Origin of the sequence: Streptomyces sp. NPDC048606 (genome assembly GCF_040650855.1) — a bacterium.
In the GTDB taxonomy this organism is placed as follows: domain Bacteria; phylum Actinomycetota; class Actinomycetes; order Streptomycetales; family Streptomycetaceae; genus Streptomyces.
The window spans coordinates 151,776-170,943 of the sequence record NZ_JBEZIB010000016.1 but is presented as its reverse complement, the minus strand read 5'-3'; the positions used below and the strand labels follow the sequence as shown (position 1 = coordinate 170,943).

The window sequence follows — 19,168 nt, the reverse complement described above, 5'->3', positions numbered from 1 at the left end:
GGCGTCCTTCCTACCCGCGTCGTGATGACGACCGTGGTGGTTTCCGTGGCGGTCGCGATGACCGCGGTGGCGACCGTCCGTCGTACCCGCGCCGTGACGACGACCGTGGCGGTCGTCCTTCCTACCCGCGTCGTGATGACGACCGTGGTGGTTTCCGTGGCGGTCGCGACGACCGTGGCGGCGACCGTCCGTCGTACCCGCGTCGGGACGACCGTCCGTCGTACCCCCGTCGTGACGACGACCGTGGCGGCCGTCCCTCCGGTGGCGGCTTCCGCCGTGACGACCGGGGCGACCGTCCCTCGTACCCCCGTCGCGATGACGACCGTGGCGGTTTCCGTGGCGGTCGTGACGACCGTGGTGGGGACCGTCCCTCCTACCCGCGTCGGGACGACCGTCCGTCGTACCCCCGTCGTGACGACGACCGTGGCGGCCGTCCCTCCGGTGGCGGCTTCCGCCGTGACGACCGCGGTGACCGCGGTGGGGACCGCCCGTCCTACCCGCGTCGTGACGACCGGGGTGGCGACCGTGGTGGGTACCGTGGCGGCCGCGATGACCGTGGTGGCGACCGCGACTTCCGCGCGGACCGCGACCGTGACCCGGTCAAGCGTCTGCCCATCGACGAGGACGTCACCGGCCACGAGATCGACGCCGACGTGCGTCAGGAGCTCCTGAGCCTGCCCAAGGGCCTGGCCGAAGAGGTCTCGCGCAACCTGGTCATGGTCGCCCGGCTCATCGACGAGGACCCGGAGCAGGCGTACGCGTACGCCCGCATCGCCCTGCGTCTGGCCTCCCGCGTCGCCGCCGTCCGCGAGGCCGCCGGCTTCGCCGCGTACGCCACGCAGAAGTACAGCGAGGCGCTCGCCGAGTTCCGTGCCGCCAAGCGCATGACCGGTTCCGTCGAGCTGTGGCCCGTCATGGCCGACTGCGAGCGCGGCCTCGGCCGCCCGGAGCGGGCCCTGGCCATGGCCGGCGAGCCCGAGGTGCAGAAGCTGGACAAGGCCGGTCAGGTCGAGATGCGTCTCGTCGCCGCCGGTGCCCGCCGGGACATGGGCGAGCTCGACGCCGCCATCGTGACCCTGCAGAGCCCGGAGCTGGCCTCCAACGCCGTCCAGCCGTGGACCGCGCGCCTGCGGTACGCCTACGCCGACGCCCTGCTGGCCGCCGGCCGTGAGGACGAGGCGCGCGAGTGGTTCGGCAAGACCATCGAGGCCGACAAGGACGGGGCTACGGACGCCTCCGACCGACTCGCCGAGCTCGACGGCGTGGAGTTCGTGGACGCCGCCGTGACCGAGGCCGACGCCGACGTGGACTTCGAGGACGACGAGGACGAGGACGACGAGGACGCGGCGGAGATCGCCGCGGCCGAGCGCGCCTCCGACATGGCCGAGTACTACGACGAGGACGACGAGGAGTACGAGCCCGTCGCCGCGGCCGACGCCGAAGTCGACGTGACCGACGAACTGGTCGTCGTCGAGGACGACGAGCGCGACCGCGCCTAGCCGATGACGAAAGGGCGGTACCCCCTCGGGGGTACCGCCCTTTCGCATGTCCGGGGCCGGGTCGGCGCCCGGTCAGTCCAGGCTGCGCAGGACCAGTCCGGTGGCCGGCTTCGGGCCGAAGGAGGTCGACTTGCGGGGCATCGTGACGCCTTGGCGGGCCAGGCCCCGTACGACGTCCTCGCGGACCGGGTGCAGCAGGACGGCCGTGCCGCCGTGCCGCTCGGCCATCGCCACCGTGGCGGCGCTGTCGTGGATGTAGGTGATGTGGTCCGGGGTGTCCGGGACCTCCCACAGGGTGTCCAGCAGGGAGGCGTGCAGGACCGTCGCGTCCAGCCGGCGCCAGGCCTCGGGCCGGTCGTGGCGGACGGTGCGCGCGATGAGCGCCGGATCCGGGTCGGTGACCAGGTGGAAGGTGCCGTCGCCGGTGAGGAGGAAGGCGTTGCCGCGCTCCGAGGCGTCCGCGAGGGTCTCCAGGGCCAGCGGCAGCGGGCCGTCGACGGGACGCACCCGGAAGGAGCCCTCCAGGGCGGCCAGGGCCCGGGCCGGGGGGAGGCGGCGCAGCATGCGGTGGATGGCGCGGACCTGGAGCGGGTAGCGGACGGTGTCGACGAGGAGGACCAGTCCGAAGTCCCACGGCGTCGGCGAGCCGTGCTCCTCCTGGAGGCGCAGGTACGTCGCCCAGCGGTGGTGTCCGTCGGCGATGAGGGCCTGGCGGGTGGCGAGGTCGGCGGTGACGGCCTTCAGGTCGTCGGGGTCGGTGATGGCCCACAGGCTGTGGCGGAAGCCGTCCTCGGTGACCGTCGACAGCAGGGGTTCGCCGGCGGCGGTGGCCTCGATGATCGCGGCGGCGCCCGTGCCCGGACCGTTGCCCCGGTAGGTGAGCAGCAGCGGTTCGAGATTGGCCGAAGTGGCACGCATCAGACCGGCCCGGTCGGTGACCACCTCGGGCATGACGTCCTCGTGGGGGAGGACGACGCCGGCCTCGGCGCCGGACAGGGCCAGGGCGCCGATGACGCCGCGTTGCAGGACTCCGGCCTTGCGCTGCTCGTACACGTAGAGCGCGGGGCGGGGGTCGGCGCTCAGGACGCCCTCGGCGAGCCAGTCGCGCAGGGTGCGGGCGGCCTGCTCGTTGCGGGCGGCCGGGGTCTCGGCCTGCGGGAGGATCAGCCGGACGATGTTGTGCGGGTCGGCGGATTCGAGGTAGTCGACTCCGTCGGGGCGCACGACCACGTCGTACGGCGGGGAGGTGACGGCGGCCAGACTGCCGACGCGCTCCGGGACATAGCGCAGTCCGTGGAAGGGGATCAGGCGCAGCCCGTGCTCCGCGTTGCCAGGTGTGGTCATTGGTGCATGGTAAGACGCGTCTCGCCATACGGGATGAGCGGGGCGGTACCGGGGCAGTGCAAACTCGGACAAGATCGATCACAAGAATCGTCAGCGGTGTAGGAACGGTATAGAGGAGTGGCCAGATGACCCGGCAGAGCAGGACCAGTCCCGCGGGCAGCGAGCGGAGCCTCCACCAGGCGTACGACACGGCCCTGCTGGACCTGGACGGGGTGGTGTACGCGGGCGGGCGGGCCATCGCGCACGCGGTGGAGTCCCTGGCGGTGGCCCGGGCCGACGGGATGCACCTCGCGTACGTCACGAACAACGCGCTGCGCACTCCGGACGCGGTCGCGGAGCACTTGAGCGAGCTCGGCGTCCCGACGGAGGCCGGGGAGGTGATCACCTCGGCGCAGGCGGTGGCGCGGCTGATCGCGGAGGAGGTGGCGCCGGGGTCCAAGGTGCTGGTGATCGGTGGCGAGGGGCTGCGGGTCGCGCTGCGCGAGCGCGGGCTGGTGCCGGTGGACTCGGCCGACGAGGAGGGGCTCGCGGCCGTGGTGCAGGGGTACGGCGGTCCGACGCTGGCGTGGGAGCGGTTCGCGGAGGCCTCGTACGCGATCAACCGGGGGGTGCCCTGGTACGCGTCCAACACGGACCTGACGATCCCGGGGGCGCGGGGCATCGCTCCGGGCAACGGGGCGGCCGTGGAGGTCGTCCGGATCGCCACGGGCGCCGAGCCGAGGGTGGCGGGCAAGCCGTTGCCGCCGATGCACCGGGAGACGGTGCTGCGGACCGGGGCGAAGCGGCCGCTGGTGGTCGGGGACCGGCTGGACACCGACATCGAGGGCGCGTTCAACGGGGACGTGGACTCGCTGCTGGTGTTGACCGGGGTGACGGACGGGGCGCGGCTGCTGAGGGCGGAGCCGAAGTACCGGCCGACGTACGTGGACCGGGACCTGCGCGGGTTGCTGACCGGGCAGCCGGAGGTGACGCCGGTCGGGGAGGGCTTCCGCTGCGGCGGCTGGACGGCGTTCGCGGGGCCGGAGGCGTTGGAGCTGCGGGGCGAGGGCGATCCGCTCGACGGGCTGCGGGCGCTGTGCGCGGCGGCGTGGACGCGGGCCGGTGAGGGCTCCTGCGGGCTGGACGCGGGCAAGGCGCTGGCGCTGCTGGGGCTGTAGCCGATCGCGTCGCGGGGCGGGGCGTCGGCCGTGCGGTGGGTCGCCCCGCGCGGCGTCGCGCGGGGTGTTCGGGTCCTTCGCGTGCGGAAGAGGGGCTGTTCAGAGGGGCGTTTCGGTCGGAGGGTAGGCTAACCTAACCTGCGTGTTGGTCGAGAGTCCCCCAGAACAGAGCGCGGCCCAGGCCGTAGCCCCCCGCACGCGGAACGGCGCGCGCGCGGCCGGTCTGCTCGCAGCCGTCGTCGTGCTGGCCCTGGTCGCGGTCGCGAGCATCGCCGTGGGCGCCAAGCCCATGCCGCTCGACCACGTGTGGCACGGCCTGTTCCACTACGCGGGCACCCCCGACGACGTCGTGGTGCGGGACCTGCGGGTCCCGCGCACCGTCCTCGGGGTGCTGGTCGGCATGGGGCTCGGGCTGTCCGGCGCGGTGATGCAGGCGCTGGCCCGCAACCCGCTGGCCGAGCCCGGCATCCTCGGCGTCAACGCCGGCGCCGCCGCGGCCGTCGTGTCCGCGATCAGCTTCTTCGGCGCCGCGACCCTGAACGAGTTCGTCTGGTGGGCCTTCCTGGGTGCCGCGGTCGTCTCCGTCGTCGTGTACGTGCTCGGCGGCAGCCGCAGCGCCACCCCGGTCCGTCTCGCGCTCGCCGGTACGGCGGCCAGCGCGGCACTGGTCGGCTACATCAACGCCGTGCAGCTGATGGACAGCAAGGCGCTGGACAAGCTGCGCTTCTGGACCGTCGGTTCGCTGGCCTCCGCCAACATGGACACCGTCCGGCAGGTCGCGCCCTTCCTGGTGGTCGGCGCCGCACTGGCGCTGGCGCTGGGCCGGTCGCTCAACGCGATGGCGATGGGCGACGACACCGCGCGGGCGCTCGGCGCGCACCTGACGCGGACCCGGATCGGCGCCATGGTCGCCATCACCCTGCTGTGCGGGGCCGCGACCGCCGCCTGCGGTCCGATCGTCTTCGTCGGCCTGATGATCCCGCACCTGGTGCGCATCATCACCGGGCCGGACATGCGCTGGGTGCTCGCGTACTCGGCGGTCCTGTCGCCCGTGCTGCTCCTCGGGGCCGACGTGGTCGGACGGGTCGTCACCCGGCCCGGTGAACTCCAGGTCGGCATCGTCACGGCGCTCATCGGCGGGCCCGTCTTCATCTACCTGGTTCGGCGCAAGAGGATGGCCCAGCTGTGAGCGCGACCCCCACCGCCCCGACGAAGCCGGCGCCGAAGCCGGCGCGGGTGCCGAAGCCGGCGCTGCGGGCGCTGCGCGGCCCCGGCCGGCTCTCGCTGCGCGTCGAGCCGCGCGCCCAACTGGTCGGCCTGGTCCTGGCGGTCGCGACGTTCGCCCTGGCCGTGGTCCTGATCGGCACCGGCGACTTCGAGATCGCCCCGCTGGACGTCGTCCGGACCCTGCTCGGCAACGGCACCCCCGCGAACGACTTCATCGTCAACGACCTGCGCCTGCCCAGGGTGTTGGTGGCGGTGCTGGTGGGCGCGGCCCTCGGCATGTCGGGGGCGGTCTTCCAGTCCGTCTCGCGCAATCCGCTCGGCTCCCCCGACATGTTGGGCTTCGCGTACGGCTCGGCGGTGGGCGCGCTCGTCGCGATCGTCCTGTTCAAGGCCGACGCGAACGGGGTCGCGGTGGGCGCGGTCGTCGGTGGCGTGCTGACCGGTGTCGTCGTCTACCTGCTGGCCTACAAGCGGGGCATCAACGGCTACCGGCTGGTGCTGGTCGGCATCGGTGCCTCGGCCGTGCTCGTCGCCGTGATCCAGTACCTGATCGCCAAGGCGCAGCTCGTCGAGGCCACCCGGGCGATGGTCTGGCTGACCGGCTCGCTGGCCGGGCGGGACTGGGCGCAGGTGTGGCCGCTGCTGGTGACCTGCGCGGTGCTGTTCCCGCTGATCCTCGCGCAGGGTCCGGCCCTGCGCATGATCGAGATGGGTGACGACGCGGCGTACGCCGTGGGCGTGCCCGTGGAGCGGACCCGGATGCTGCTGATGCTGGCGGCGATCGTCCTGACCACCGCCGCCGCCGCGGCGGCCGGTCCGATCAGCTTCGTCGCGCTGGCGGCGCCCCAGCTGGCCCGCCGGCTGACCCGCTCGCCGGGCTCGAACCTGCTGACGGGCGCGCTGATGGGCGCCGTCCTGCTGCTGGCCTCCGACCTGGCCTCGCAGCGGGCCTTCGGCGCGGACCAGTTGCCGGTGGGCGTGGTGACCGGGCTGGTCGGCGGCGTGTACCTGCTGTGGCTGCTCGTCGTCGAGCGCAAGGCGGGACGGATATGAGCGGGCGGGACGGGGTCGTCGGCACGGCCGAGGACCACGGCGGGACCGGCGGGGCGGGCGACCGCGGTCGCATCGGTGACAACGGCTTGAACGGCAACACGAGGAGTACGCGAGTGCAGCGGCTGTCCGCGGAGAACGTCACCCTGGGCTACGACCAGCGGGTCATCGCCGAGGGCCTGTCGGTGGAGATACCCGACAACTCCTTCACGGTGATCGTCGGCCCCAACGCCTGTGGCAAGTCCACGCTGCTGCGGGCGCTGTCGCGGATGCTGAAGCCGTCCGTCGGGCGGGTGCTGCTGGACGGTCAGTCCATCGGCTCGATGCCCGCGAAGAAGGTCGCCAAGACGCTGGGCCTGCTCCCGCAGAGCTCGATCGCCCCGGACGGGATCACCGTCGCCGACCTGGTCTCGCGCGGCCGGTACCCGCACCAGGGTCTGCTGCGCCAGTGGTCGGCGGAGGACGAGCGGATCGTCGTCGAGTCGATGACGTCCACCGGGGTCGCCGAGCTGGCCGACCGGGCCGTGGACGAGCTGTCGGGCGGTCAGCGCCAGCGCGTGTGGATCGCGATGGCCCTGGCCCAGCAGACGCCGCTGCTGCTGCTGGACGAGCCGACGACGTACCTGGACATCCAGCACCAGCTCGACGTGCTCGACCTGTGCGCGGAGCTCCACGAGAACCAGGGCCGGACGCTGGTGGCGGTGCTGCACGACCTCAACCAGGCCGCGCGCTACGCCACGCACCTGATCGCCATGCGCGGCGGCGTGGTCGTCGCCGAGGGGCCGCCCGCCGAGGTGGTCACCTCCGAGCTGGTCGAGGAGGTGTTCGGGGTGCGCTGCCGGATCATCGACGACCCGGAGACCGGTACCCCGCTGGTGGTCCCGGCCGCGCGCCAGGCGCGTACCGCGGTGGTCGCCCACAGCGCGTAGCCGCGGCGGGGGAGGGCGCCGGCGCGCGGCTCCGGCGCCTCGGGCCCGTGTGGCCCGGCAGGCCCGTACCGCACGGCAGGCCCGTACCGCACGGCAGGCCCGTGCGGCCCGGCAGGCCCGTCCGTACCGCTCGGGCGTCCGTGCGTGCGGTCCGGGCCGGTCGGGGGCGGCTAGAGCATGCTCTTGAGCCGCAGGAGGTCGCGGAAGCCGGCCTCCAGGCGGACCCGGCCGGAGGCCCAGGCCTTCGCGAACTTCAGCTCGCCCGCCACCAGCGCGACCAGGTCGTCGCCGGTCATCGCGAGCCGGATCTCGGCCTTCGCGCGGGGCGGGCCGGGCGCGACGGCCTGGACCGTGATCCGGCCGCCGTCGAGGCGGCCGGTGAAGGTCTCGTCGAGGTCGGTGATGTGACAACTGAGCGAGCGGTCGAAGGCCGCGGCGCCGCGGACGTCGCCGTCGGCACGCCTCAGGTTGTCGGAGAGTCGGTCGAGTGCTTCGCGGCACTCCTCGGTCGTAGCCATGGTGATCACGACCGTACCGCAGAGCCGCGCGTGGTCGCGGCCGCGCTTCGGGGTAGCGTCGGGGCATGACCGACGCAGTGTCCGGAAGCGGTCCGGACGTCCCCGAGGAGCCGACGGACCGGCCCCCGGCGCAGACCCCCGGACAGCCGGTCGGGCCCGCGCCGCTGGGCCTGGAGAGGACCCCCACCGGGCACCCCGGCGTGGACGCGCACCTGGAGCGCCTCGCGGACGCGGACCACCTGGCGACCGACGGGCACCCGCGGGTGTACGAGGATGTGCACGGGGGACTGCGTGAGGCGCTGAGCGCGCTGGACGCACCGCCGGTCCCCGGACCTTACGAAAACAGGAGCTGAACCGAACGTGGCAGGAGTGGCACGCCGCCGCCTGGACGCCGAACTCGTACGCCGCAGCATGGCCCGCTCGCGCGAGCACGCGGCCCAGCTGATCGCCGCGGGCCGGGTGACCGTGGGCGGTACCACCGCGACCAAGCCGGCCACCCAGGTCGAGACCAGCGCGGCCCTGGTCGTCCTCAAGGACGACAGCGACCCCGACTACGTCTCCCGGGGCGGCCACAAGCTCGCGGGCGCCCTCGCGGCGTTCCGCCCGCTGGGACTGGCGGTCGAGGGCCGTCGGGCCCTGGACGCGGGCGCCTCGACCGGCGGGTTCACCGACGTCCTGCTGCGCGCGGGCGTCTCCCACGTGGTCGCCGTCGACGTCGGCTACGGGCAGCTCGCCTGGTCGCTGCAGAGCGACGACCGCGTCACGGTCAAGGACCGCACGAACGTGCGTGAACTGACGGTCGAGCTGATCGACGGGATCCCCGTGGACCTGGTGGTCGGCGACCTGTCCTTCATCTCGATCGGGTTGGTCCTGCCCGCGCTGGTGGGGTGCACCGCGCCCGGCGCGGACCTGGTGCTGATGGTCAAGCCGCAGTTCGAGGTGGGCAAGGAGCGCCTGGGCAGCGGGGGAGTGGTGCGCAGCCCCGAGCTGCGCGCGGAGGCCGTACGGGAGGTCGCGGCGCAGGCCTGGAAGCTGGGGCTGGGGGTGCTCGGGGTGACCGCGAGCCCGTTGCCCGGGCCGTCGGGCAACGTCGAGTACTTTCTGTGGCTGCGGGCGGGCGCACCGGCACTCGACCCGGGGGACGTCGATCGTGCAGTGGCGGAGGGGCCGCAGTGACAGATTCGTCAGAGTCAGCAGCGTCAGCAACGTCGGGAGCCGTGGCGGGGGCGGGAGCGGAACCGGAGGGGGCGCGTACGGTCTTCCTGCTCGCGCACACCGGCCGGCCGGCCGCGATCCGCAGCGCCGAGCTGGTCGTCCAGGGGCTGCTGCGCTCCGGGCTCGGGGTGCGGGTGCTGGAGCACGAGGCGGTGGACCTGCCGCTGCCGCCCGAGGTGGAGCTCGTGGCCGAGTGCACCCCGAAGGTGCTCGACGGGTGCGAGCTGCTGATCGTGCTGGGCGGTGACGGGACGCTGCTGCGCGGCGCGGAGTTCGCGCGCGGCTCCGGGGTGCCGATGCTGGGCGTGAACCTCGGTCGGGTGGGCTTCCTCGCCGAGGCGGAGCGCGACGATCTGGACAAGGTCGTCGACCGGGTGGTCACGAGGGCGTACGAGGTCGAGGAGCGGATGACGCTCGACGTACTCGTCCGGACGAACGGTGACATCGTCCACCGGGACTGGGCGCTGAACGAGGCCGCGGTGCAGAAGGTGTCCCCCGAGCGGATGCTGGAGGTCGTCCTGGAGATCGACGGGCGTCCGGTCACCGGCTTCGGCTGCGACGGCATCGTGTGCGCGACGCCGACCGGCTCGACCGCGTACGCCTTCTCGGCGGGCGGCCCGGTGGTGTGGCCCGAGGTGGAGGCGCTGCTGATGGTGCCGATCAGCGCGCACGCGCTGTTCGCGAAGCCGCTGGTCACCTCGCCGGACTCGGTGCTGGCGGTGGAGGTGCAGACCGGTACCCCGCACGGGGTGCTGTGGTGCGACGGGCGGCGGACGCTGGAGCTGCCGTCGGGCGCCCGGGTGGAGGTGCGGCGGGGTTCGGTGCCGGTGCGACTCGCCCGGCTGCACCACGCGGTGTTCACCGACCGGCTCGTGGCGAAGTTCGCGCTGCCCGTGTCCGGTTGGCGCGGGGCGCCCCACCAGTAACCCCTAAATAGCACACCCGTTCGAGAAGATCCGGCCGGGTGACGTCACATCGCACCCGGGAAACCTCGGTATCGTCGTCCCGTGCTTGAGGAGATGCGGATACGGTCGCTCGGGGTCATCGACGACGCGGTGGTCGAGCTGTCGCCCGGATTCACCGCGGTGACGGGCGAGACCGGCGCGGGCAAGACGATGGTCGTCACCAGCCTCGGGCTGCTGCTCGGCGGGCGCGCCGATCCCGCCCTGGTGCGGATCGGGGCCAAGGCGGCGGTGGTCGAGGGCCGCCTCGTCATGCGCCCCGACGCCCCCGCCGCCCTGCGCGCCGAGGAGGCCGGGGCCGAACTCGACGACGGCGCCCTGCTGATCAGCCGGACGGTGTCCGCCGAGGGGCGCTCGCGCGCCCACGTCGGCGGCCGCTCCGTGCCCGTCGGCCTGCTCGGCGAACTCGCCGACGACCTCGTCGCCGTCCACGGCCAGACCGACCAGCAGGGCCTGCTGCGGCCCGCCCGACAGCGCCAGGCCCTCGACCGGTACGCCGGGGACGCCGTGGCCGTCCCCCTGGAGAAGTACGCGGGCGCCTACCGCCGGCTGCGCACCGTCGCCGGGGAACTCGACACCATCACCACCCGGGCCCGGGAACGCGCCCAGGAGGCGGACCTGCTGCGCTTCGGACTCGACGAGATCGCCGCCGTCGAACCGCTGACCGGCGAGGACGCCGAGCTGGCCTCCGAGGCCGAGCGCCTGGGCCACGCCGAATCGCTGGCCTCGGCCGCGCAGGCCGCCCACGCCGCCCTCGCCGGGGACATGGAGGACCCGGAGGGCGTCGACGCCAACACGCTCGTCGCCGGCGCGCACCGCGCGCTGGAATCCGTACGCTCCCACGACAAGGCGCTCGGCGCGCTCGCCGATCGGATCGGGGAGCTGGGCATCCTCCTCGCCGACGTGGCCGGAGAGCTCGCCGGGTACGCCGACGACCTGGACGCCGATCCGCTGCGGCTGGCCGCCGTGGAGGAGCGGCGGGCGGCCCTGACCCAGCTGGTGCGCAAGTACGGCGACGCCGAAGGCGGCCTGGGCTCCGTACTGCGCTGGGCCGAGACCGGCGCGGCGCGGCTGCTGGAACTCGACGGGGACGACGACCGGATCACCGAACTCACCGCCGAACGCGACGCGCTGCGGGCCGAACTGTCCCAACTGGCGCAGGCGCTGACCGACGCCCGCACGGAGGCCGCCGAACGCTTCGCCTCCGCCGTCACCGAGGAACTCGCCTCCCTGGCCATGCCGCACGCCCGGGTCACCTTCGACATCCGCCAGAGCGAGGACCCCGACGGCGTCGAGGTCGCCGGCCGACCGGTCGCCTACGGGCCTTCGGGCGCCGACGACGTCGAACTGCTGCTGGCCCCGCACCCGGGCGCCCAGCCCCGGCCCATCGCCAAGGGCGCCTCGGGCGGCGAGCTGTCCCGGGTCATGCTGGCGGTGGAGGTCGTCTTCGCCGGCTCCGACCCCGTCCCCACGTACCTCTTCGACGAGGTCGACGCGGGCGTCGGCGGCAAGGCCGCCGTCGAGGTCGGGCGGCGGCTGGCCAAGCTCGCGCGGACCGCCCAGGTGGTCGTCGTCACGCACCTGCCGCAGGTGGCCGCCTTCGCGGACCGCCAACTGCTGGTGGAGAAGACCGTCGACGGATCCGTCACGCGCTCCGGGGTGACCGTGCTGGAGGGCGAGGACCGGGTCCGCGAACTGTCGCGGATGCTGGCCGGCCAGGAGGACTCCCAGACCGCGCGGGCCCACGCCGAGGAACTCCTCGCGGCGGCGCGCGCCGACGCCTGAGCGACGGGTCGCCGAAGGCCCGGGACGGACACCGCCCCGGGCCCTCGGCCCCTCCGCCGGCCGGCGGACCCGGCTCCGGCGGGGCGCGGCGGTAGCCCGTGTGGGTGAGGCTGTGGGGCGGAGTGCGGTATCTCGTACCGGATCCGCACCCGTATGGTCCCGGAACGCGCGTGCGGACTGGCATCCTGGGCGACGTCCCTGACGTCTCACCCTGGAGCTTCGGCCCGTGAGCAGCTCCCCGGTCCCGATCCCGGTCCCCGCACAACCGTACGGGCGACCCCCGCTGCGCACCGTCCAGGTCCTCGGCGGCGCGGGCGCGGGCAGCAGCGCGCACGTACGGTCCCTGACCACGGGGCTGGCCGCCAGGGGCGTGCGCGTCACCGTGTGCGCCCCCGTCGCGGCCGAGGGGGAGTACGACTTCACCGGCGCCGGAGCGGAGTTCACCCCGGACGCGGTGGCCGCCCTGCGGGCCGCCTGCGCACGCGCCGACCTCGTCCACGCCCACGGGGTACGGGCCGGCCTGCGGGCCGCGCTGGCCCTGAGCGGACGCCGGGCGGGGCGCAGGGTCCCGCTCGTGGTCACCTGGCACGGCGGCGCCCCCGAGCCGCAGGGGATGCTGGGCCGGCTGAGCCGCCTCCTGGAGGGCCGGGTGGCCCGGGCGGCGGCCGTCGTCCTGGGCGCCTCCTTCGACCAGGTCGACCTCGCCCGGCGGCGCGGGGCGCGCGACGCGCGACTGGCCGCGCCCGCCGTACCGAGCACGGCCGGCGCCGTGGACGCCGACAAGACCCGGGCGGAACTGGGCGCCGTGGACAGACCGCTGGTGGTGGCCGTCGGCAGCCTGGTCCCGCGCCGCGGCTACTCCGTCCTGATGGACGCGGCACGGGCGTGGCGGGTCATGGAACCGCTGCCGCTGCTCGTGATCGCCGGGGAGGGGCCGCTACGTCCCGAACTGACGCGGCGCATCGAGGAGGAGGGGCTTCCGGTCCGGCTGCTGGGACGGCGCCCGGACGCGGACCGGCTGCTCGCCGCGGCGGACGTGGCGGTGCTGCCGAGCCGCTGGGAGGGCCGCTCCCCGCTGGCCCAGGAGGCCCTGCGGGCCGGGGTGGCGCTGGTGGCGACCGAGGTCGGCGCGGTACCGGAACTGGTCGGGGACGCGGCCGTGCTCGTGCCCTACGGGGATTCCGGGGCGCTGGCGGGCGCGGTGGCCGCGCTGCTGGCGGATCCGGGGCGGCGGGCGGAGCTGGGGGAGGCGGGGCGGGCGCAGGCCGCGACGTGGCCGTCGGAGGACGAGACGGTGGCGCAGGTCCTGGCCGTCTACGACGAACTGATGGAACGCGGCCGCTGACCCTGCCGGGTGCCGGCGGCGGGGCGGTCTCGCTGCCGGGTGCCGGTGTGGGTGCCGCTGCGCGGTGCCGTCTCCCCGCCCCGCCCTTTCTCCGTTTCCCGGGGCCGCGCCCCGGCCCCCGTTTCGGGGGCTCCGCCCCCGGACCCCCGCGCAACGAACTCCGGCGGGGCGGGGGGTGGGGCTGCGCCCCGGGCCCTGCGTATCGAGCGCCGGCGGGGCTGGGAGGGGTAGGGCTGCGGCCCGGGCCCCAGGCCCCTCGGCGTGGCTGGGGCAGTCACCCCGACCCCCGGCGCGTCGAGCGCCGGCGGGGTGCGCCCCGGCTCCCGCGCGGCACGGGGTGGCGCGGTGGTCGATCGGTCCGCCGGGCCGGTCACGGGGTGGTTGTCAGCCGCGCCGGCGTTTGAGGCGGGAACGGTGGAAGGGCGGGTAGGGGACGAGCCCCGCGCAGCGGAACCCCGGCCGGGAACCGGCACACGCCAACCGGCCCCGGCCGGGATTCGGTTGCCCAGCCCGTCGGCAGCGGCCACATGCCAACCGGCCCCGGCCCGGACCCCGTCCGGCGGTCGACGGACGGAGTCCGGCGCAGCGGCGCGAAGCCCGAGAGGCCGGCCGCGGCCGAGCGGTGCGAGCGGCGCGTCGAGGAGGCACAGCCCGGCGCAGCGGCGCGAAGCCCGGGAGGCCGGCCGCGGCCGAGCGGTGCGAGCGGCGCGTCGAGGAGGCGAGGCGCGGCGCGTCAGGAGGGTTGGGCGTGGCGGCGGGCGCGGAGGGCGAGGCTGAGGGAGAGGACCGTCTCGGGGTCGTCCAGGTCCGTGCCCAGGAGTTCCGAGATGCGGGCCAGGCGGTTGTACAGGGTCTGGCGGTTGAGGTGGAGCTCGCGGGCCGTCTCCGCCTTGCGGCCCGCGTGCGCCAGGTACGTCTCCAGCGTCGGGAGCAACGGCGGCCGCGAGTGCGCGTCGTGCACGCGCAGCGCCCCGATCGCCCGGTCGACGAACGCCGCCAGGTCCGGGTGTTCCCGCAGCCGCCACAGCAGCAGGTCGATGTCCAGGCGGCGGGCGTCGTACCAGGGCCGGGCCGGCAGGCCGTGGGCGGCGGTGGCGGTCTCGGCCGCGTGCCGCAGCCCCGCCGAGGCCGCCGCCCAGCTCCCGGAGACGCCGACGACCACCGCCGGCGGGGCCCCGGCCCGGTCCAGCCCGGCGCGTTCGACGCCGGCCCGCAGCGCGGCGGCGACCCGGTCGGCCACGGCGGTGCGTTCGGATTCGGCGCGCAGCGACACCAGCAGCGGGACCCGACCCTCCACGGGCCGGACCCCGAGGAGGACCGGCACTCCGACGGAGGACAGCTCCTCCAGTACGGCGCGGGCCAGCACCGCCCACCCGCCGGCCGCGCCGAGATCGGTGGACAGCCGCATCACGATCGGCAGCAGCGGCCCGGTCCCGGGCCGGAAGCCCAGGACGCGGGCCTGCGCCGGGGCGTCCTCCGCCGAGATGCGGCCCTCGGCCAGGTCGGTGAGGAAGTCGCCCCGGCCGCGCGCGGCCAGTTCGTCCTCCTGGCGCGCCTGCATCAGCACCACCGCCAGCACCCCGGCCGTGCGCTCCGCCGCCATCCGGTGCACCGGCAGCAGCGGGTTGCCGACGCCCAGCAGGACGAGGCGCGCGCGGACGGATCCGGTGCCGGGGCCGCCGCCGGGCACGTCGACGACCACCGCGTTGCCCGGGGGTTCGGCGGCGCGTTGGCCCCGTAGGCCCTCCCAGACCTGGAGCGGGTCGGCGGCGGCCTCGCCGGCGGCCGGGCCGGCCGCGTACAGCAGTTGGCCGTCGGGGGTCTCCAGGAACACCGGGTTGGTGGTGAAGTCGGCGAGGATCCGCAGCACCTGCGGGATCCCGCCGCCGCCCAACAGGGCCTCCGTGCAGCGCCGGTGGACCTCCTCCGCCCGCTGGAGCAGCGCGTAGTGGCCGTTGACGATCTCGGTGTGGACCTCTTCGGTGACGGTGACGAACGGGACCTCGCGGTGCAGTTGCACCAGCGGCAGGCCCGCCGCCCGCGCGGTCTCGACGAGCGTGGCCGGGAGCCGGGTGAAGCGGGGGCCGAGTTCGACGACGAGGGCGGCGATGCCCCGGTCCGCGAGGCGGCGTACGAAGGCCCGCTGTTCGGCGGGGCGGGTGCCCAGGCCCAGGCCGGTGGTGAGCAGCAACTCGCCGCCCTTGAGGAGGGAGGCGATGTTGGGGACCTCGCCGGCGTGCACCCAGCGGACGGTGCGGCCGAGCCGGTCGGCGCAGGCCACCACCTCCGGGAGGCCGCCGCGCAGTCCCGGGAGCTCCAGTGCCCGTTGAACCGTGATCCCGCCCTGGTTGTCCATGTCGCGGGACGCTACCTTCCGGACGGTCGCGGACGCATCACGGGGGGTGGTCCGTGCCTCAGCTCGGGGTGATGTTGTGGTTGAAGCGGAACACGTTGTCCGGGTCGTACTGCCGCTTCAGCGCGCCGAGGCGCCGCATGTGCTCCTCGCCGAGGCCGGCGACGACCCGCTCGGCGCCCTCGTCCCCGGTGAAGTTGAGGTAGATCGCGCCGGTGCTCCACGGGCGGACGTCGGCGCGGACGTCCTTGACCCACTGGCGGGCCCGTTCGTCATCGGCGGGGTCCTCCCAGATCGCGAAGGGGTGCACGCCCCAGGGCGCGTCGCGGAACGCGATCGGGTGGTCGCCGGGGGCCGAGGCGATGGCGCCGCCCTGCGGGAAGAGGAGGTGCTGCGTGTGGGTGGGTACGGGCATGGAGTCGGCGCGGGCGCAGAAGACGTCCACGAGCTCGTCGGGGGCGCCCGTGAGGTACTCCGCGGACCAGTAGTTCCGCAGTCCCGGCGGGTCGTCGATCATGCACTGGAGGTCGGCGTACGGGATGGCCGTGACGATCTCCACCTCGTGCGGGACGGCCAGCAGGGGCGCGGCGAGCCGGCGCATCTCCTCCTCGGGGCCCGCGTAAGTCAGCAGGACGCCCGCCAGCAGCGTGCCCACCAGGTGCGGGGGGACGAACTCCTCCGGCGGCGCGGTCAGGTAGAGCGCGGCACCGCTCGCCTCGGGCGGCCCGGACTCGATGACGTCCCGGTAGGCGCGGACCGCCTCGGGCCCGCGCTCCGGCGCGTAGAGGAGCATGGCGATCGACATGTGCGGCAGTTCGTGCAGCCGCAGGGTCAGGGAGGTCGCGATGCCGAAGTTGCCGCCGCCGCCGTGCAGTCCCCAGAACAGTTCGGGGTTGTCCTCGGCGTTCGCGTGCAGGAGTTCGCCGTCGGCGGTGACCAGGTCGACTCCCAGCAGGTTGTCGACGGCCAGCCCGAACTTCCGGTCGAGCCAGCCGGTGCCCCCGCCCAGGACGAAGCCGCCGACGCCGGTGGTCGAGGCCCGGCCGCCGGTGGTGGCCAGGTCGTACGGTTGGCAGGCCCGGTCGAGGTGGCTCATCGTCGCGCCGCCGCCGACGTGGACGGCCCGTGCGGCCGGATGGACCGTCACCTCGTTCATCCGGCGCAGGTCGACGACCAGCCCGCCGTCGTTGACGGACATGCCGGCGACGCTGTGCCCGCCGCCGCGGACCGCGATCGGCAGGTCGAGCCCCCGGGCGAAACGGACGGCGGTGACCACGTCCTGCGGGTCCGCGCACTCGGCGATCACGGCGGGCCTGCGGTCGATCAGCGCGTTGAAGCGGACCCGGGACTCGTCGTACCCGGGGTCGCCGGGGGCGAACACCGCTCCGGAGAGGTCCTCACGGAGTTCGACGAGCGCCGTACCCGCCTTCGAGAGGGGCGCCATGGCCACCCCCCTTTCGCGAGAGGGGCTGGGACCCCTCCAGCGTAGGCGGGCACGGAACGGGTCGCGCGTCAGCCCCCGTAGGCCCCGCTGGCCGTCAGCCGCAGCGCCGTGTCGATGAGCGGGACGTGGCTGAAGGCCTGCGGGAAGTTGCCGACCTGCCGCTGGAGCTTGGGGTCCCACTCCTCGGCGAGGAGCCCCAGGTCGTTGCGGAGCGAGAGCAGCTTCTCGAAGAGCCGGCGGGCCTCGTCGACCCGGCCGATCATCGCGAGGTCGTCGGCCATCCAGAACGAGCACGCGAGGAAGGCGCCCTCGTCGCCCTCCAGGCCGTCCACGCCCGCCTCCTCGCCGGCCGTCGGGTAGCGCAGGATGAAGCCGTCCGGGGTGGACAGCTCCCGCTGGATCGCCTCGATCGTGCCGATGACCCGCTTGTCGTCGGGGGGCAGGAAGCCCATCTGCGGGATCAGCAGCAGCGAGGCGTCCAGCTCCCGGGAGCCGTAGGACTGCGTGAAGGTGTTGCGGTCCTTGTCGTAGCCCTTCTCGCAGACGTCGGCGTGGATCTCGTCGCGCAGTTGCCGCCAGCGCTCCAGCGGGCCGTCCGCGTCGCCGCTCTCGATCAGCTTGATCGTGCGGTCCACGGCCACCCACGCCATGACCTTCGAGTGCACGAAGTGCCGGCGCGGACCGCGGACCTCCCAGATGCCCTCGTCGGGCTCCATCCAGTGCGTCTCCAGGTAGCGGATCAGCTTGAGCTGGAGCAGCGAGGCGTAGTCGTTGCGGGCCAGGCCGGTCATGTGGCCCAGGTGCAGGGCCTCGGTGACCTCGCCGTACACGTCGAGCTGGAGCTGGTGCGCGGCGCCGTTGCCCACGCGCACGGGGCCGGAGTTCTCGTAGCCGGGGAGCCAGTCCAGTTCGGTCTCGCCGAGCTCGCGCTCGCCCGCGATCCCGTACATGATCTGGAGGTTCTCCGGGTCGCCGGCCACGGCCCGCAGCAGCCAGTCCCGCCAGGCCGAGGCCTCCTCGCGGTAGCCGGTGCGCAGCAGCGAGGAGAGGGTGATGGCGGCGTCGCGCAGCCACGTGTAGCGGTAGTCCCAGTTGCGGACCCCGCCGATCTCCTCCGGCAGGGAGGTGGTGGGGGCGGCGACGATCCCGCCCGTGGGGGCGTACGTGAGGGCCTTGAGGGTGATCAGGGAACGGACCACCGCCTCCCGGTAGGGCCCGTGGTACGTGCAGTGGTCGACCCACTCCCGCCAGAACTCCGAGGTGGCCTCCAGGGCCGCCTCGGCGTCGGGGCACTCGGGGGCGCCCTTGTGGGAGGGCTGCCAGCTGATGGCGAAGGCGACCCGGTCACCGGGGGCGACGGTGAAGTCCGAGTACGTCGTCAGGTCCTTGCCGTAGGTCTGCGCGCGGGTGTCCAGCCACACCGAGTCGGGGCCGGCGACGGCCACGGTGCGCCCGTCGACCTTGTGCACCCACGGCACGATCCGTCCGTAGCTGAAACGCATGCGCAGGGCCGAACGCATCGGGACGCGTCCGCTGACGCCCTCCACGATGCGGATCAGCTGCGGTGCGTGGTCCTCGCGGGGTGGCATGAAGTCGATGACGCGGACGGTCCCCCGCGGGGTGTCCCACTCCGACTCCAGCACCAGCGAATCGCCGCGGTAGCGCCTGCGCGCGGCCCGCGGGGCCTCCGTACCGGGAGCGAAGGCCGGGCCGATGCGCCAGAACCCGTGTTCCTCGGTGCCCAGAAGGCTCGCGAAGACGGCATGGGAGTCGAAGCGTGGCAGGCAGAGCCAGTCCACCGCCCCGTCCCGGCAGACCAGCGCCGCGGTCTGCATGTCCCCGATCAGTGCGTAATCCTCGATGCGCCCGGACACGTTGCTCTCCAGTCGAACGGCCACGTCCGCCCCGTAGGGCGCTTGCAATGCGCTGTCGCGCGGTCTCCTGTGCGCAGGGATCCCCGCGTCGAGTCCTAGATTGCCGGAACGGGCGAGGTTACGCCGTTTGCCGGACTGCTCGGCGGCGATGTGCAGCGGTATCCGAGCAGGGTATGACGGCACCCTAGTGATCTCCTTAAGTCCTGGGACAATGTGACTCGGCTGAACGGGTGACCTGGGAGAACGCCCTCGTCGGGGCGGGTCCGGGGCCCTCGGGAAGCGTGCCGCGCCGCGCGCCCGGAGGCGGACCGTCCCGGGCGCTGATAGGCTGGTACCCCGTGGACCGGTGGTCTGCCTGTGCGAATCAGGAGCCCCGAAACCGCAGCTTCGGCGCCCCCTGAGACCCCTCCGGATCTCCGCGGAACGGCGCCGGACGCACCTCACCTCGCGACCACGGGAGCCCCCT

15 protein-coding genes and 1 pseudogene are annotated in these 19,168 nt (G+C 74.3%); 11 read left to right on the top strand and 5 right to left on the bottom strand.

All coding sequences use genetic code 11. The annotated features are described in order from the left end of the window. Together AB0D01_RS19385 and AB0D01_RS19380 are read left to right on the top strand one after the other, a co-directional pair. Positions 1–672: pseudogene (locus AB0D01_RS19385) on the top strand (hypothetical protein); the annotation flags it as partial. Continuing rightward, entirely contained in the window at positions 654–1,499 is an 846-nt protein-coding gene (locus tag AB0D01_RS19380; RefSeq protein ID WP_363056734.1) for a hypothetical protein, read from the top strand. The pseudogene AB0D01_RS19385 and the gene AB0D01_RS19380, both read left to right, overlap by 19 nt. Positions 1,500–1,571: 72 nt before the next feature. Here the strand turns inward: AB0D01_RS19380 and AB0D01_RS19375 are convergent, their stop codons facing one another. Next, positions 1,572–2,843: a DUF1015 domain-containing protein gene (locus tag AB0D01_RS19375; RefSeq protein ID WP_363056732.1), complete on the bottom strand. Its 1,272-nt coding sequence runs from the start codon at positions 2,841–2,843 to the stop codon at positions 1,572–1,574. A gap of 125 nt (positions 2,844–2,968) precedes the next feature. On the opposite strand from AB0D01_RS19375, the gene AB0D01_RS19370 reads away from it, so the two are divergent. From AB0D01_RS19370 to AB0D01_RS19355, 4 genes are all read left to right on the top strand, one after another. After that, the gene (locus tag AB0D01_RS19370; RefSeq protein WP_363056730.1) at positions 2,969–4,000 is read left to right on the top strand and encodes an HAD-IIA family hydrolase; all 1,032 of its coding nucleotides are present in this window, start codon (positions 2,969–2,971) and stop codon (positions 3,998–4,000) included. A gap of 142 nt (positions 4,001–4,142) precedes the next feature. Next, the gene (locus AB0D01_RS19365; protein WP_363056728.1) at positions 4,143–5,189 is read left to right on the top strand and encodes an iron chelate uptake ABC transporter family permease subunit; all 1,047 of its coding nucleotides are present in this window, start codon (positions 4,143–4,145) and stop codon (positions 5,187–5,189) included. Between the two features lie 47 nt (positions 5,190–5,236). After that, positions 5,237–6,280, top strand: a complete 1,044-nt coding sequence (locus AB0D01_RS19360) for an iron chelate uptake ABC transporter family permease subunit (protein ID WP_363056768.1) — start codon at positions 5,237–5,239, stop codon at positions 6,278–6,280. Between the two features lie 71 nt (positions 6,281–6,351). Beyond that, a complete protein-coding gene (locus AB0D01_RS19355) occupies positions 6,352–7,206 on the top strand; it encodes an ABC transporter ATP-binding protein (RefSeq protein WP_363056766.1) in 855 nt (284 codons plus the stop codon). Between the two features lie 170 nt (positions 7,207–7,376). Here AB0D01_RS19355 and AB0D01_RS19350 read toward each other — a convergent pair whose 3' ends face one another. After that, positions 7,377–7,724 (bottom strand): SCP2 sterol-binding domain-containing protein, encoded by a 348-nt coding sequence (locus AB0D01_RS19350; protein ID WP_363056726.1) that lies wholly within the window; start codon positions 7,722–7,724, stop codon positions 7,377–7,379. Between the two features lie 65 nt (positions 7,725–7,789). Here AB0D01_RS19350 and AB0D01_RS19345 point away from each other — a divergent pair, with 65 nt between their 5' ends. From AB0D01_RS19345 to AB0D01_RS19325, 5 genes are all read left to right on the top strand, one after another. Next, complete coding sequence (locus tag AB0D01_RS19345; RefSeq protein ID WP_363056724.1) at positions 7,790–8,077, top strand: hypothetical protein; 288 nt, start codon at positions 7,790–7,792, stop codon at positions 8,075–8,077. A 7-nt stretch (positions 8,078–8,084) separates the two neighbouring features. Then, positions 8,085–8,900 carry a TlyA family RNA methyltransferase gene (locus tag AB0D01_RS19340; protein ID WP_363056722.1) on the top strand — a complete coding sequence of 272 codons (816 nt, stop codon included), beginning with the start codon at positions 8,085–8,087 and terminating at the stop codon, positions 8,898–8,900. A 41-nt stretch (positions 8,901–8,941) separates the two neighbouring features. Beyond that, positions 8,942–9,865, top strand: a complete 924-nt coding sequence (locus AB0D01_RS19335) for an NAD kinase (RefSeq protein ID WP_363056720.1) — start codon at positions 8,942–8,944, stop codon at positions 9,863–9,865. A 93-nt stretch (positions 9,866–9,958) separates the two neighbouring features. Then, positions 9,959–11,686, top strand: coding sequence for a DNA repair protein RecN (recN, locus tag AB0D01_RS19330; protein ID WP_363056762.1), 1,728 nt, complete (start codon positions 9,959–9,961; stop codon positions 11,684–11,686). A gap of 226 nt (positions 11,687–11,912) precedes the next feature. Next, positions 11,913–13,031 (top strand): glycosyltransferase family 4 protein, encoded by a 1,119-nt coding sequence (locus tag AB0D01_RS19325; RefSeq protein WP_363056718.1) that lies wholly within the window; start codon positions 11,913–11,915, stop codon positions 13,029–13,031. A 733-nt stretch (positions 13,032–13,764) separates the two neighbouring features. On the opposite strand, the gene AB0D01_RS19320 is transcribed toward AB0D01_RS19325, so the two are convergent. From AB0D01_RS19320 to AB0D01_RS19310, 3 genes are all read right to left on the bottom strand, one after another. Continuing rightward, positions 13,765–15,387: a PucR family transcriptional regulator gene (locus tag AB0D01_RS19320; RefSeq protein WP_363056716.1), complete on the bottom strand. Its 1,623-nt coding sequence runs from the start codon at positions 15,385–15,387 to the stop codon at positions 13,765–13,767. Positions 15,388–15,445: 58 nt separating this feature from the next. Next, the gene (locus AB0D01_RS19315) at positions 15,446–16,828 is read right to left on the bottom strand and encodes an FAD-binding oxidoreductase (RefSeq protein ID WP_363056714.1); all 1,383 of its coding nucleotides are present in this window, start codon (positions 16,826–16,828) and stop codon (positions 15,446–15,448) included. A 68-nt stretch (positions 16,829–16,896) separates the two neighbouring features. Next, a complete protein-coding gene (locus tag AB0D01_RS19310; RefSeq protein ID WP_363056712.1) occupies positions 16,897–18,726 on the bottom strand; it encodes a glycoside hydrolase family 15 protein in 1,830 nt (609 codons plus the stop codon). Between the last annotated feature and the right edge of the window lie 442 nt (positions 18,727–19,168).